This window comes from Pedobacter cryoconitis (assembly GCF_003259615.1).
Classification (GTDB): Bacteria; Bacteroidota; Bacteroidia; order Sphingobacteriales; family Sphingobacteriaceae; genus Pedobacter; species Pedobacter cryoconitis.
In genome coordinates this window covers 1-15,610 of record NZ_QLLR01000029.1, presented here as the reverse complement: position 1 = coordinate 15,610, position 15,610 = coordinate 1, and the positions used below count along the sequence as shown (strand labels likewise).

Sequence of the window (15,610 nt, the reverse complement as noted above, 5' to 3'; positions counted from 1 at the left end):
AATTATAAGAACTAAAGCGGTAAAATAAACCAGAAAGTGCTGCCTACTCCTACTTCACTATCTGCACCTATTTTTCCTTCATGCTTAGCAATAATCTCTGCACAAATATAAAGTCCTAAGCCTAAACCAGGTTGTCTGGACTCTTCCACTCTATAATAGCGATCAAACAAATAAGGGGTTTTTTCTGCAGGAATACCAGGTCCTTTATCAATAACAGATACCTTAACCGTGTCACTTATCTTTTCAAGATTTATAATAATATCTTTTGAACCCGGAGCATATTTAACTGCATTTGTCAGCATATTAATGATAACCTGCTCTATCCTTTCCTGATCCGCATTAACCCTTAAATCCTTTTCCCCGGTAATTATAAGATGACTTTGATCACCTCTGAATACCTGTTCAGCACAACTGTCAATCAGTTCAGATAAATTAAATAACGTTTTATGAAGTGGAACTCCTCCTTCTGCCAGCTGATTCGAATCAAGCAAACTATCAATTAAGCCACTCACCTTATCTACACTTTTACCGGCCAAACCTATCAGACTTTGCATCTTTTCAGAAGAATTATGTTTCATCCGGTCCAATAACTGCATAGAAGCCTTCAAAGAAGCTACCGGAGTTTTCAATTCATGGCTGGCAATACTGATAAAGTCATCTTTTTGCTGTTGCAAGATTTTAAGATCATTAATATCAGTTGCCGTCCCAATCCAGAGCAAAACAATATCTTCGTCATCTTTAATAGGCTGCATCCGTATCAGGTACCATTTGTACCCTCCATCTTCATCCTTTAAACGCGTCTCATAATGTCCGCTATCTTCGCTGGCCAGAATCGCTTTAAACTTTTCAACGTGGTTTTTCAAATCCTCAGGGTGCATCATCTGCCTTAAAGCCATACGTTGATTTTCATCAGCATCCATCCCCGTATAACTATACCACTGCTCGTTGTAAAAATTGATTTCCCCCTCTACAGTATTCGTCCAGGCAATTTGTGGAATTGCATTGAGCAGCAAACGGAACCGCTGTTCATTTTCTTCTACTTCAAGCCGTACTAAAACCATATCTGTAACTTCATAGACAAACAATAATATGCCATCTATTTTTCCAGCCGAATCAAAACGCGCCTGATAGATAAAATTGAAATAACGTTCTTCAGCATTACCAGTCTCTTCATTTGCAAGTGGAATAAGCATTTCACTTCCCTGGAAAGCCTCTCCCGTGGCATATACTTCCTGCAAAATTTCCCACATCAGCTGCCCTTTGATTTCAGGCAAAGCGGTTACAAAAGTTTTCCCAAGCAGATCACGGTTAGGGAATAATTCCTGGAAAGAAGGATTAACCAGTTCAAAAACAAATTCAGGGCCATCTAATACACAAATTCCTGCAGGAGCCTGCATTAAGAATCTCTTAAGCCTGTCCCGCTGACTCTCCACCTCTTGTCTCTTATCCGCATGCTGATCCGCATCAAGATTTTCTTTTTCTTCTAATTCCTGACTCAATTTATTCAGCTCTTCCTGTGTCTGCGTCAATTCATCATTAATTGCTTCTAATTCTTCAACAGCATTTTCGAGTTGTTCTGTGCCGGCTTCAATTTGTTCACCTGTTGCTGCCAGTTCCTCATTAAGCTTGATTTGGGCAGCGGGCAAAATTTCTAAAGGAAGATAAGCAGCATGCCATATCGTCAATAAATAATCTACTTCCTGAGCATCGTTTAAAACTGGCACAATTTCTATCCGCCAGATATTCTCAGTTTCATCATTTACTGGCGCAAGAGATACAAAATGAAAAGAAGGTAATTGTATAACCTCTTTGCTATTCTTTGATAACATTAAATTATCCATCAGCAAGGTTAAGGCTTCAGCAGGTGTTAAAGACTCAAATGCGGTACCCACATTAACACCTATTATATCCTGATCAAGCGTATTACTTATTATTTTATGCTGCTTATTGTGCGCAATTATGATAAAATCAGTATTGACCACAAACATTGGCATTGTGGCATAATTAAATACAGATTGAAAAAGTTGTTCATTGGAAGGAATCATCAAAAAAGGTAGTTTTAGATAATCTGTCAAAGATAAGGTTCCTTTGGCAAACGAAAGTATAAATACATAAAACCCAGGCTATGAAATCTCTGAGGGTTCCCTTACCCACAGATTTAGCGAACTGCTTTCTTCTCATATCTCAATTTCATTGCTAAACATAACACTGGAAGAGCCATATTGTTTTTGTCGGATTAACCGCTCCATTCTTCTCCGGAATTTCCTTTTTATGCTTCCTAAATCCTTATATTTCATAACCATTTGATTTGTTAATTCAAGAATAGCATGAAAGACTTTGATATTATTGTTATTGGTAAAGGACTGGTTGGATCAGCGGCAGCTAAGTATTTATCATTCAAAAACAAAAGAATTGCAATTATAGGTCCGGATGAACCTTCCGATTATGATAAATCCACAGTTTTTGCAAGTCATTATGACCAGGCACGTGTACAGCGGCTGATCGGGAAGGATAAAGTATGGACACGCTTGAATCTGGACTCCGTTAAACAATACCATGCCATACAGGAACAAAGCGGTATACAATTTCACAACCCAGTTGGCTGTTTATATGTGAATCCGGAAGGAAGAGATGAATATCTAAATAAAGCAGCTTACCTGGCCAGCCAGTTTAACCTCGATTATACAGCTTATGCCAATGGTTCAGAACTTGCTTCGGATTTTAGTGCGTATAGTTTTCCTCAGAACGCACAAGGTCTATCAGAGCAATCACCCTCAGGCCTGATCAATCCCAGATTGCTGTTGAAAGCACAATTAGAAATTTTCAAACAGCAGCATGGGGTGAATTTAAAGGATACTATTTTAGACATTACCTACCATAAACGCGGCTATATAATTACCTCACAGGAAGGCCATACTTACCAGGCTCCCAAAATATTGCTGGCTGCCGGATCATTTGTGAATTTTCATAACCTGATTGCCCAGAAACTAGATTTGCAGATAAAAAATGAAATTATTCTGTTAGCAAAGGTGACCCCTGAACAGGCATCAGAACTCACAAACCTTCCTTCACTACTTTATGAAATTGATAATACAGTCACTGAAGGAATATATCTGATTCAGCCAGTTCAATATCCAAATGGGCATTATTATATAAAAATGGGATGCAATCTGCCTGAAGACATTTACTTTGATCACATTGAGCAGGTACAGCATTGGTTCAGAAAAGGAAACAGTGATCAATTTATCAATAGATTAAAGCAAGCACTCTTAAAGATATTACCAAATATTGAACCTATTGAATACCTGACCAAACGCTGCATTATCAATCGTTCAGTACACGGAAGGCCATATATCGGGGAAAGTAATCAACCCGGATTATATATAGCAAGCGGCTGTAACGGCTATTCAGCAATGTGTTCTGATGCAATTGGAGGAGTAGCTGCCCATTTAATCAATCACAGGAAATTACCTGAATATTATACTGAAAAAGACTTTGAAATTTTCTATCATTAATTAAATCTGCAGGAATAATAACCCATAGCAATACAGCAAGATCATTTCCTTTTAAAAACTGCCGATACCAGAATGATCACGCCCACAATAAGGCTGATGGCCAATCCACCCAAGGCCAAGACTGGTATTCCATCAAATTTAGGGGGTTTATCTGCAAGGATCAGGATAGCGGAAGTGATCAATAACGCAGACATAAAGACACTCAAACCAAGGTTGGACATCCCACGTTCTATTGTTGTTTTAAAAGCAGGTAAATCCTTCACTTCCTGTACAACTTTTAAATCTCCACTATTCAGCTTGCTGATAATGGACTGTACATCATCAGGCATAGTTTTCAAAGCCTCGGTTAGTGTCCTTAAAAGCTTTAAACCACTCTTCTTCAATTCCTCAGGGCTCAGTCTCCGAAAAGCAATCTTTAAAATATAAGGGCGTAAACTATCCAGAATATTCAAGTCAGGTACAAGTGCCCTGCCAATTCCTTCAATTAATACAATTCCACGAACTAACAGGTAAAGATGATCAGGCATCAAAATTTCATTGTTATTCAGAATAGCCGAAAACTTACTCAGTACTTCCTTAATATCCATTTGCTCCAAAGAAACACCATCCAGCAAATTAAAAAACTCATGTATATCTCTTTCCAGTTTACTTTCATCGGCCACATTAAACCGTATCGCCATTTTCTTCATAGTGGCGATTAATCTTCTGGCATCCTGCGCCATAAAATAAGAAACAAAATCTTCCAGCATTACCTTCTCTGTAGGCATCATACTGCCCATAGACCCAAAATCTATAAAAGCAATCTGTCCGCTTTGCAGCACCAGAAGATTTCCCGGATGAGGATCTGCATGGAAGAAACCATGCTCCAATACCTGTGTCAAATAAAGATCAAGACCACTATGCGTAATTTTCTCCGGACTCAATCCCATAGCAACAATACCTTGCTTATCTGTTATTTTAACCCCTGCTATAAATTCCATACACAGGATATTATCATTAGATAACTCAGGATAAGCATCAGCCAGGTAAATCGCTTCATTTCCTTTAAAGTTTCTGGAAAAGCGTTCAATGTTAGCCAGTTCATTCAAAAAGGAAAGTTCCTGAAATATAGATTTCTCAAATGCCTCCAGTACCTCAACGAGATTTATTTTACGGAACACCTCACTGTAACTGGTTAAGAATCCGGCGATGTCTTTCATGATCAACATATCCGAAGCCACCATTTCGCGTATTCCGGGGCGCTTTATTTTCAGGATTACAGGCTGACCATTTTTCAATTCTGCTTTATAAACCTGTGATATAGAAGCAGAAGCAAAGGGCTCATCGGCGATATGGGCAAAGAATTCTTCAGGATCAATACCCAGATCCGTTTGGAGCAACCCTCTGACATCCATAGGTTTGGACTCTACTTTATCCTGCAATTTCTGTAATTCCACAATCATTTCTTTAGGCAGTAAATCTTCTCTGCTGCTAAAGGCCTGACCAAATTTCACATAAGTTGGTCCCAACTCTTCCAAAGTCATTCTAATCCGCTCATAAACAGTCAGTGATGAATCGTCTGGACTGGCCTCACTACCCGAACTATTAAATAATTCCTCAAATCCATATTTAGCCAATATTTTAACGAGCGACGCTGTTCTTTTGAGTTTTCTCTTCTGATTTTCCATCATAGGTTTGTAGCCTTAATTAGATCCGCAACAAGTCTGAAACAATCAGTTACCCTGCTCCTTCTTTCTTACTCAATTTTAACGCCAGAATAAAGACTACCATTTTGGTAGTTTAATTATATTATTTATACATTTGCAGCCGGAAATCCATTTAACTATACAAGCGTTAATCCTTCAAAAATTAGCTATGCTTTTCAAGAAACCAATAAAACTACTTATAGAAGAACAAGAAAACAAAGGTGAGAATGGGCTTACCCGGACATTAGGCCCTTATAATCTGGTTGCACTGGGCATTGGTGCGATCGTAGGAGCCGGCATTTTCTCGCTCACCGGGATAGTCGCTTCTGAAAATGCAGGCCCTGCAGTTATCCTGTCTTTTATTCTGGCGGGTGTAGCCTGTGCATTTTGTGCACTCTGCTACGCGGAATATGCCTCTATGATACCAGTAGCAGGTTCTGCTTATACCTATACGTATGCCACACTGGGTGAATTTATGGCCTGGATTATCGGCTGGGATTTAGTACTTGAATATGCGCTTGCCTCTGCCACTGTTGCGGTAAGCTGGTCCAGTTATGCCATTAAACTATTAGCGCAGCTACAAATCCACCTGCCGCCCAAGTTAACCAGTTCTCCTTTTGATCCCGTTAAATTAGCCGATGGAACAATGTTACAAGGAGGTATTATCAATCTGCCAGCGGTTTTTATCGTTGTTATTCTCTCCCTTGTTTTAGTCAAGGGAACACAGGAATCTGCGACTATCAATAACTTACTGGTAATTTTGAAAATAAGTGTTATTCTTCTCTTTATCGCAATGGGCTGGTCTTTCATCAATACAGCTAATTACAGTCCCTTTATTCCAGAAAATACAGGAGAATTCGGACATTTTGGTTGGTCTGGAATTGTTAGAGGTGCAGCTGTCGTATTTTTCGGCTTTATTGGTTTTGATGCAGTTTCTACCGCTGCTCAGGAAGCTAAAAATCCACAAAAAGATATGCCTATTGGTATTATTGGTTCTTTATTGGTGGCGACCGTATTATATGTAGCCTTTTCTTATGTGATGACTGGCCTGGCTCCTTACACAGTATTCAAAGGCGATGCAAGCCCTGCTGCCACGGCTTTCGCTGTTACAGGTTATCATTTTCTGAACAGCGCACTGATTATCGCTATTCTGGCCGGCTATACTTCAGTGATCTTAGTCATGTTATTAGGGCAATCACGTGTTTTTTACAGCATGTCTAAAGACGGACTATTACCTGAATTCTTCAGTAATATTCATCCCCGCTTTAAAACGCCTTGGAAAAGCAACCTGTTTTTCCTGGTATTTGTAGGTCTTCTGGCTGGCCTGGTTCCAATTTCAGATTTGGGTCACATGGTTAGTATCGGGACTTTATTTGCTTTTTCATTGGTAGCACTCGGAGTAATCATTCTCAGACGAACAAATCCAGAAATCCCAAGATCATTCAAAGTACCTTTTGTACCCCTTATTCCAATTCTTGGTATCGCAGTCTGTGTTTGCTTAATGGCTGGCCTGCCTATTGAAAGCTGGGAACGTTTGTTTATCTGGATGGCAGCCGGAATTGTTTTCTATTTCCTTTACGGGAAAAAGAATAGCAAACTCAGAAAGCAATATCGGGAAAATAACGGCAAACCGGAATTATAGTGCGCCGGACGTTTTAATCAGCCCGTGCAGCACGGCAATAAAACTTTTACTGCTAAAGAAGCCCATCAGGGAGGTATCAAAAGCAATATCATTTTCTTTGCTGTACAGGCTGATCCTGTTATTATCTGTAGAAAAATGACTAACATCTTCGATGCGCAATTGCACCTCATTAATAACCAGGTGATGCTTATAGACCGTAATTTCTTTAGGAGGTAAATTTAGAAATGACTTACCCGGAATACTATCACTTATATAGTTAAAAACTATACCATTACCAATTTGTATCTCTTTCAACACTTTAGCGGTATAGAGTACCTGATGATGGCTTATAATCAAATCTATCGCCTTAAATATGTGTCTGTTTCTGGCTGTCATAATTTCCCACCGGCCTTCCTTTCTATTACGAAAAGCAATATTATTGGGATTAAAACTGTTTCCGGAACTAAACAACCCCAAGTCTTCAATATCTTCAAAAAGTATAGTTTTGAGCTGTCCGCCATTTTCTGTTACGATGCCTTTTTCATACAGGTAATATGCTTTTCCAAAGCTTAAATTTATGGCTATCAACAATGGAGAAATAGCAAACACCATGATTAAAATGATAATCCAATAAAGCTGATCAAGCTTTCCTGAAAAATTCACCGGGTGCTTCACCCCATAAAAGCTGAAACTATTGCGCGCTTCAGCCGGAACAATTGCTTCCATATAAATCAACCATGCAAGCCCCGATAAAAAGATAAAGATACCGACAGCAAAATATACAAAAATCTTTGAAGGGCTATGTCTGCTTTTCAGCATTCCTAGTCCCGGTAAATTATTCATGCTATCAGATTTAATGGCCTATCAATAGAAAACAAGGTCAAAGCAACTGAAACAGCTTTATGAAACTTATTTAAAAATCAGAACTATTGACTCTCTGTTTTAGAGATTTCTAATATAGTAAATATCTTCATAAATTAAAACAAAATTTATCTTAACTAATAATATTAATCAAATAAGAAATAGCATCCGGAGAATGTAAAGCAGCGGTCGATTCTAAAGTAGCTTCAGTAACTTCCACAGCCCTGAGCCGCATGTTTTCTTCATAGGCAGCAATCGCTGATTTAAGATCAGAAAAATCACTATTAGTCAGGCAATTGCTTAATTCCAGGGCATCAAGCATAGCCATATTTACGCCCTCACCCGCATAAGGAGGCATTAAATGTGCCGCGTCTCCCAACATAGTCAAATTAGGCAGTGCTTCCCAATTTTGATCAAGGGGCATATAATACTGAGGACGGGGTATAAAACCTGAGCTTGCATTTTCAAACAATTCAAGCCATACTTTATCCCAGCCTTCATATTCCTTTTTAAACCAATCAATTACCTGATATTTATCAGAATAATCAACCCCAGATTCCCGGCTCCACTGCTCCTGTATATTACAGCCTGTATAGAACACCAGGCTTCCATCCCCCTTAGAACTGACAATCAGAGACTTTTCATTTCCCATCGCAAATATCTTTCCACCATTTAACAGCCGATGTATTTCAGGGCACGCCAATTCACTATTATATACCGCTCCTTCTACGACTGTAACGCCAGAGTATACGGCTTTTACAGGTGTCATATAAGGCCGGATTTTCGAATTTGCACCATCGGCAGCAATTACCAGGTCTGCGTAGACAGAATTGCCATTTTGAAATTCCAGGTTCCAACCCTCACCCTTTGGAGAAAGCGAAATAAAATGGTTGCCCCATACTACGGTTTCCGGTGCTAAGGAGTCCAGTAAAATTTGTTGTAAAGGTCCACGGTCAATTTCAGGACGGAATGTTTCTGGTGCTCCGGTTGCTTCTCTATTTCCCTGGTCGTCAAATATAATATTGGCATGTTGATCTGTTACCCGTAACTTATCTGCACCTGGACGGTAATTAGCCTTAAACTCTTCCATTAGACCGGCTTCATTAATAGCCTTTAAACCAGATTCATAATGTAAATCTAAAGTGGCTCCTTTCGCTCTTGCATCTTTATCAGCATCCCGTTCGTAGACTTTCACTGCCGCACCTCTGTTTTGCAAAATCCTGGCTAATGTTAATCCGCCAGGACCTCCTCCTACTATTGCAATTTGTTTGTTTTCAATCGTATTCATAATCTATTTATTTAAGCATTCCTTTAATCACAGCCTCACAACATTCCAGAATTATCTGCTCTGTAATAATTTGTTCCGGCCTCTCTTTATAGTCAAAATATTCATTAACCAGGTCTAAAAGCGGGGAAAATAGCATTGCCCGGTGTACATCATGCGGGAAATCTCTGATTATATCTTTTGATACGTTTAATCTCAGAAAATGGTGGATAGGTGCAAAGAAATGTCCTTGTTTAATATTTTCCCGTTGGAAGGCTTTATTCAGCAATGGCGAGGACTTACCATATTGAAGTAAGGCAAAGGAGTTCCTGTTCTCTTTTAAATAGCGAAAAGTATTCAGCCATATCTTTTTAACCCCTTGTGCAAAATCTGCCTCCGGATTAAAATTTTCCAATACTGCTTTTTCATAAGCTCCTAATACATCTTCAATAAAAAGCGTAATCAGAAAATCTTCCTTATTCTCATATTTTATATAGATGGTACGAGGAGATACATTAGCCGCTTTAGCTAATTTCTGCATACTCAAATTCTCCAATCCCTCCTCTGCAATTATCTGCAAAGCTATGTTACGGATTGCTTCTTCCTTTTCTAAATTTTTCGGCCTCATAGTCAAAGATTTCCTTCTGCTGTAGAAAAGGATAAATCATAAGACAAACGTAAGTAAATAAACGTTTACTTACAAGATGTAATATAAAATAACTGCTACGATGCCTATTTAAAGCTCAATAACCACTATTTACTAAAATAAGTCAGGGATATTGTTCAGCAATTTCTTACTTTTATCTTTCAACTCATTGCCTTTTTGGATAATGGATTTGGGATCACTCATCTTTTGCAACTCGGCATTGACTACTTCAAACCGGTCTATAGTATCAAACATTTTATCAGTTTGCACGATGTTATGTTCTTTCAGAAACGTTCTCCAATCAATTTTAGCCAAAACAACCAGCATTTGCCGGGTTGCTATTTTACCAATAAAGAATTTGTCATAAACACCATTAAGTTTTGCATCAGGCTCCTTTTTATTCAAGTATTCAATAGATTCCTGTATAGACCCACGCTCACTATCGCTCAGTAAAGGACTTGTCTTTAACTTATTCAGGGAGGCTATGGCCTGCTCATTTTTACCTCTTTTGATATATACAAAACTCTCTATACTCCATACCGTCTCATTTTGAATGCCTAATTGATGTGCATCGGCCAGGAAAACCTCAAAGTCGTCCAACGCTCTTGTTTCATCAATATCACGCTTCATCATTAAACGATCCAGACCTCTGAAAACATGATTTAAACCATGAAAAGCAACGTGTGTCTGCTCATTGTTAAATCTACCCCACTTGAAAAATGCCCGCGTATAAGGCAGATCAACCTTTTGCTGCTTGTCAAGCCATTTGATATTATTACCAATCTCATCCTCCGATAAATAATAAAACTTGTTGGTAAAAAATAGTAAGCCCCGCACAAATTGAAGCAGGGTCTTTATTTCACTATCAGGTAATTTATCCGGTTGTGTCTTACTGCATTCATAAAGAGAGATTTCCATACCTAAATCTTTCGCTGCCAGCGCCAGCATACTCAAAATAGCATGTTCTCCGTTTTGTAATACAATTTTATCAGCTTCAGAACGGTGAACAGGAACTGTTTTTGGTTGTATTCCATCTAATAATGGAGGGAAAATATCTTCATCAGTCTTGATTACGAAACTCTTAATTTTACTATAATCCCGATACAATAGCGCTGCATCGACCACAGAGATATTGTTTTTCCCAGTACCCATTTTATCAATAATCCCCGATACTGCCCGTAACTCTTTAGCGTGATCGCGATATTCAGGCATCATTGTGTCCTTTATAGCAGATGCACGTACACCAAGTTTGGCGAATTTCCAAAATATGATTTTATCCGATGTCAGGCTCTTCACTAATCCAAGGCGATCTTTCTCTAATAATAATTTGTCAGTTTGCTCACCTGAACATCCAGTCAATATAAAAGCAATAATTGAAAACGCTAAATACTTATTCATCAGGAGTAATTATAATAATTTTAATCGATTATTGTTGAATTTAACAGCCCCCGAAACTATAGGTAATAATAACTCCCTCTTTTGTTTCTTTCAGCGTTATACTTGTTGAACCACCCTCCTGATAAAAAAAGAATTCTGTATCAATATTCCGCTCTTTCATCGTATCCTTATCCAAATCTTTATTATACCACCAGCAGAATTTATCATATAAACTATTAGTCACTACCCTTTTCTTAACATCATGGAAATCAATATCGATTGCATCATTATATGAAGTCAGCTTTAACAATAGCAATATAGCTTCATGCTTCTTTAAACCTTTTAAAAAGAGTGTGTGTGTTTCACCTCCCGGCCCATCTTTCTCAAAATACTGATACGCTGAAATCTGGTAATTACCATTCTTAAACCGGTAAGTCTTTTGATAATTAATCTCGTCTTTGCTTCCTTTTGGCAACTCCTTTTTACTCCTGGAAACCGGAGTACCAAACAACCTGGTCAGATAACCAGTTGTTAATTCTTCAAAATCATCTTTACTGTTTTTAGCTACCTGCAAATCGGGTATACAAGATAAGAACAGCTGCGGCACGTATCCGGTTTTATCCTGATATTTTACTTTAGTCCAGGTTCCAGGCATACTATACCATGTACCACCACTTCTGTTCAGTTCTTCTTTTCCAGGTAATTCCGTAACGCCATAGTAGCTTAATATGATATTGAAGGCTGGCAATCCTGCCTGACTAACATTTTGCTGTAATCTGGCTCCTTTAGGAATTTTGACCAGTACACGGCTACCAGCAGCTGGTTTTTCATACAAAGGAAGTACACTCCCTTTCCAATTATAGGCTGATTTTACCTGCGAACCGGCATTAAGGCCACAGGAAAGCAAAACAAGAAACAATGATATTTTCACAACAGACATAAAGAGTTATTTAGCTAAATTAATTATTCAAAATGAAAAGGGATTTTTTTTACGGGTGGTTTACCCTTGAAATTTTGTGGCGGAAGTGCGTCTTCTCCTTTTGTTTTTAAGAGCTTTACTTCTTTAATGAATGCCTTGCCGCTCACTGCAAAACCAAACTGACCTTTGGTTTTAACAAAGTTTTTGGTGTCTGTAAAAGAAATTACTTCTTCATCATTGATCCATATAAAAAACTGATTGCCTGCCCTTTGTATTTTCCAGTTTTGCCAGGTATCCTGCTTTGGTCTGTCTACTTTTGGCATGGTACCGATATGTCCTGTACTTTGGATAAAACTTCCCCTTTGATCCAGATTAAGCAATAAGGAGCGATCTTCAATTGCAACCCTGTTTTCTAACTGGTTGAGCAGGATTCCCAGGAATTTAGCACCATTTAAATTGAGTATGACCTCAAACAGATTAGATTCAGGCTCCACTAAGGATGAAAATGTAAGAATATAGTTCTCCGGCACTGATTTGTTACAAAGCAGAATAGCCCAGTTGGCATCCCTGCTTCCATGAATGATATGATCTTTAACTTCCCAGTTCCCATTTACGGTCAGCCAATTTTTCTCAAGCTTATTTTTTCTGAATGTTTCCTCAAACACGACTTTGCTTTGTGCATTAGTAATCAATACAGTACTGAAAATTAAAAAGGATAACAGAAGGATTTTGCGGTGATTCATTGTCGATATTTAAATAACTTACACTTTTTCGGACACGCAACTTATAACTTTCTGTTGAACTAATGGTTAATTATTTCGACTTTTTTACAGGCTGCCAGTCCTATTTCAGAGGTTGTGCATTCAGTTACATGACTTGCCATTGTGTTTTAAATACACTCATTAAAACACTAAAACACATGGTTTATTCATGTTTAGGCTTGTTAGGTGGGCAAAAAAAGATAACTTTAAACCATATTTTTTTATAATGAATAAAGAAGAATTTAAGCCTTTCATACCTGCAGAAAGTAATGTAGCAGAATTTACAATCAAGTCCATTTTACTGGGATGTATTGCCGGGATCATATTTGGTGCCGCCACCGTTTATCTCGCTTTAAAAGCAGGATTAACTGTTTCAGCATCAATACCCATAGCTGTACTGGCTATCACACTGGGCAAAAAGTTTTTCAAGACCACCATCCTGGAAAATAACATTATTCAAACTACGGGATCTGCTGGTGAATCTATAGCTGCCGGAGTTGTATTTACCCTTCCGGGGTTTCTATTTCTGAGCACAGATATTGGTGGACAGAGCTCAGGAGAAGCATTTTTTAACTACATGACTATTCTGATTCTCGCCATTCTTGGGGGTGTTTTAGGGACTATGATGATGATTCCGCTCAGAAGATCATTAATTGTCAAAGAGCACGACACACTGCCATATCCTGAAGGAACAGCCTGTGCATCAGTCCTGAAAGCCGGAGAAAGAGGCGGATCATTTGCAAGGACAGCTTTTTGGGGTTTAGGTTTCGCAATGATTTACGCGTTGATGCAGAAAGTTTTCCATGTGATTTCCGAAGCACCGACCTGGGTAACTACACAAGCTAATAAATTTCTGCCTTCTGCGCAGGTTAGCGGAGAGATTACCCCGGAGTATATGGGTGTTGGTTATATTATCGGGCCAAAAATTGCCGGAGTACTGGTTGCGGGTGGTGTGCTGGCATGGCTCGGACTTATTCCATTATTAGCGACTTTAATTGATCCTGCATTAGCAGCTCATCAATTGGTAAAGCTTGGATTACTTGCTGATATTACTAAAGCAGGTGGTTCTGTAGGATGGAATCCTGCAACACAAACATTCTCAGATTATCCATTGGCAATTTATCAGGCCTATGTGAAACAGATCGGTGCAGGAGCAGTAGCTGCCGGAGGGTTTATCACTTTATTAAAGACAATCCCTACAATCATATCTTCATTCAAAGATAGTTTAGGTTCTATCAAGGACGGAAAAACAGTAGCAGATACTAAAAGAACAGACCGCGATCTTTCGCTGAAAGTTGTTGGTGTAGGAAGTTTAGCATTGATTATTCTTGTTGCTGTACTACCACAGATCCCAAGTAACGGAATTTTAAGCAATTTACTGATTGGCGTACTGGTTGTAATGTTTGGTGCATTTTTCGTGACTGTATCCAGCCGTATTGTTGGTTTAATAGGTTCGAGTAACAACCCTATTTCGGGAATGACTATCGCAACCATCATGGGAACCTGTCTTGTCTTCATCGCAGTTGGATGGACTGGTAAGGTCTACGAACCGATGGCACTGGTTGTGGGTGGTATGATTTGTATAGCAGCAGCTAATGCAGGCGCAACGTCCCAGGATCTTAAAACGGGTTACATCATTGGTGCAACACCAAGATACCAGCAGATCGCCTTATTTATAGGTGTAATCGTATCTTCTATCGTGATTGGACTAACAGTTCGCATTCTGGATACGCCTACTCCTGAAATGCTTGCACAAGGTATTAAACATGCGATTGGTACTGAATTATATTCTGCTCCTCAGGCTACACTGATGGCAACCTTAATTAAAGGTATGCTTTCTTTTAACCTGGATTGGCAATATGTATTGGTTGGTGTGTTTATTGCTATTACTATAGAGTTATGCGGTATCAACGCTTTATCGTTTGCTGTAGGAGCTTATTTACCTTTAGCTACTACCCTTCCGATTTTTGTGGGTGGTGCGATCAAAGGAATTGTAGACTGGAAAGAACGTAAAAAAGTAAAAACTCCGGAGGAAGAGGAATTGGGCCCTGGAAATCTCTTTGCAACGGGACTGGTTGCTGGTGGTGCACTGGCAGGAGTTGTCGTCGCAATTTTGATGGTTATCCCATCTGTACGAAGTAACCTGAGCAAAGTAGATGTTCAGCCATTGTTTACCCGCTGGTTTGGTGCTGGTGGTTATGAATTGCTGGGTGTATTGATTTTCCTTTTCATGGGATTTGTTTTGTATAATATCTCAAAAAAGAAAAATGAAGCTGAAGACATCATAAAATAGATATTCATAAAGGAGGTTTATGACTGTATAAACCTCCTTTATTAGGTTAATTTAACAGTTTTTTAACGTTAAATGCAATTAATCAGGCTTAGAATCAGGCTACTATAAGATAAGGGCAATATTTATTTGCACTATACGTATCCTACTCCTATATTTGCATCACTTTAAACGGAAACGCTTAAAGTATTGTTCTGAAAAGAATGATGATTCCGTAGCTCAGCTGGTAGAGCATTACACTTTTAATGTAGTGGTCCTGGGTTCGAATCCCAGCGGGATCACGAAAGCCTCAATGAAAATTGAGGCTTTTTGCGTTAAAAGATATTGCTAATTTTTTGGATCAAGCGGAATTCTTGGGGGGAGATAAATTTTAAGCATATATTTTCGATAACCTGAACAGGAAGAATTTGATGTCCCGAACCCCTCTTGAAGTGGCTCTGAATGCTTTAACTTTAGCATTGAATGATTCAGCAGAGGCATTTGTACTTCTGTTGAGAAAGAAGTTCAAGATCGATAGATAATGTGCCTGTATAGACCTTGACACCGTCCTAAATGACTCAATTCCTGACTCTTCCACCTGATTGTACCATAATGCTAATGGCTTAAAAGCCTGCTCTTTACTTGTACATATCTTGAAAATGTTTCCAAGACCAAGTGATAAATTATAAGCC

12 protein-coding genes and 1 tRNA gene are annotated in these 15,610 nt (G+C 38.8%); 4 read left to right on the top strand and 9 right to left on the bottom strand.

Translation table 11 applies throughout. The annotated features are described in order from the left end of the window. Positions 1-11: 11 nt before the first annotated feature. A complete protein-coding gene (locus LY11_RS21160) occupies positions 12-2,045 on the bottom strand; it encodes a PAS domain-containing sensor histidine kinase (RefSeq protein WP_111635625.1) in 2,034 nt (677 codons plus the stop codon). Positions 2,046-2,327: 282 nt separating this feature from the next. Between LY11_RS21160 and LY11_RS21155 the strand changes: the two genes are divergently transcribed. After that, a complete protein-coding gene (locus LY11_RS21155; RefSeq protein ID WP_111635624.1) occupies positions 2,328-3,515 on the top strand; it encodes an NAD(P)/FAD-dependent oxidoreductase in 1,188 nt (395 codons plus the stop codon). Positions 3,516-3,556: 41 nt separating this feature from the next. Here LY11_RS21155 and LY11_RS21150 read toward each other — a convergent pair whose 3' ends face one another. Further along, entirely contained in the window at positions 3,557-5,185 is a 1,629-nt protein-coding gene (locus LY11_RS21150; RefSeq protein WP_111635623.1) for an ABC1 kinase family protein, read from the bottom strand. 184 nt (positions 5,186-5,369) lie between these two features. Here LY11_RS21150 and LY11_RS21145 point away from each other — a divergent pair, with 184 nt between their 5' ends. Continuing rightward, positions 5,370-6,842 carry an amino acid permease gene (locus LY11_RS21145; protein ID WP_111635622.1) on the top strand — a complete coding sequence of 491 codons (1,473 nt, stop codon included), beginning with the start codon at positions 5,370-5,372 and terminating at the stop codon, positions 6,840-6,842. On the opposite strand, the gene LY11_RS21140 is transcribed toward LY11_RS21145, so the two are convergent. The 6 genes from LY11_RS21140 to LY11_RS21115 all read right to left on the bottom strand — a co-directional run bounded on the left by LY11_RS21140 (position 6,837) and on the right by LY11_RS21115 (position 12,631). Further along, positions 6,837-7,664 carry a hypothetical protein gene (locus tag LY11_RS21140; protein ID WP_111635621.1) on the bottom strand — a complete coding sequence of 276 codons (828 nt, stop codon included), beginning with the start codon at positions 7,662-7,664 and terminating at the stop codon, positions 6,837-6,839. The genes LY11_RS21145 and LY11_RS21140 overlap by 6 nt on opposite strands. 151 nt (positions 7,665-7,815) lie before the next feature. After that, entirely contained in the window at positions 7,816-8,970 is a 1,155-nt protein-coding gene (locus LY11_RS21135) for an FAD-dependent oxidoreductase (protein WP_111635620.1), read from the bottom strand. Positions 8,971-8,977: 7 nt separating this feature from the next. Beyond that, positions 8,978-9,574 (bottom strand): TetR/AcrR family transcriptional regulator, encoded by a 597-nt coding sequence (locus LY11_RS21130; RefSeq protein WP_111635619.1) that lies wholly within the window; start codon positions 9,572-9,574, stop codon positions 8,978-8,980. 132 nt (positions 9,575-9,706) lie between these two features. After that, positions 9,707-10,990 (bottom strand): short-chain dehydrogenase, encoded by a 1,284-nt coding sequence (locus LY11_RS21125; protein WP_111635618.1) that lies wholly within the window; start codon positions 10,988-10,990, stop codon positions 9,707-9,709. Between the two features lie 40 nt (positions 10,991-11,030). Further along, positions 11,031-11,909, bottom strand: a complete 879-nt coding sequence (locus LY11_RS21120) for a hypothetical protein (protein ID WP_111635617.1) — start codon at positions 11,907-11,909, stop codon at positions 11,031-11,033. A 23-nt stretch (positions 11,910-11,932) separates the two neighbouring features. Then, positions 11,933-12,631, bottom strand: a complete 699-nt coding sequence (locus LY11_RS21115; protein WP_111635616.1) for a hypothetical protein — start codon at positions 12,629-12,631, stop codon at positions 11,933-11,935. Positions 12,632-12,875: 244 nt separating this feature from the next. On the opposite strand from LY11_RS21115, the gene LY11_RS21110 reads away from it, so the two are divergent. Then, complete coding sequence (locus LY11_RS21110; RefSeq protein ID WP_111635615.1) at positions 12,876-14,942, top strand: OPT family oligopeptide transporter; 2,067 nt, start codon at positions 12,876-12,878, stop codon at positions 14,940-14,942. A gap of 205 nt (positions 14,943-15,147) precedes the next feature. After that, positions 15,148-15,220 (top strand) — tRNA-Lys (locus LY11_RS21105). Positions 15,221-15,309: 89 nt separating this feature from the next. On the opposite strand, the gene LY11_RS21100 is transcribed toward LY11_RS21105, so the two are convergent. After that, positions 15,310-15,610, bottom strand: a 301-nt coding sequence (locus LY11_RS21100) for a transposase (protein WP_146610885.1), incomplete at its 5' end; no start/stop codon positions are given.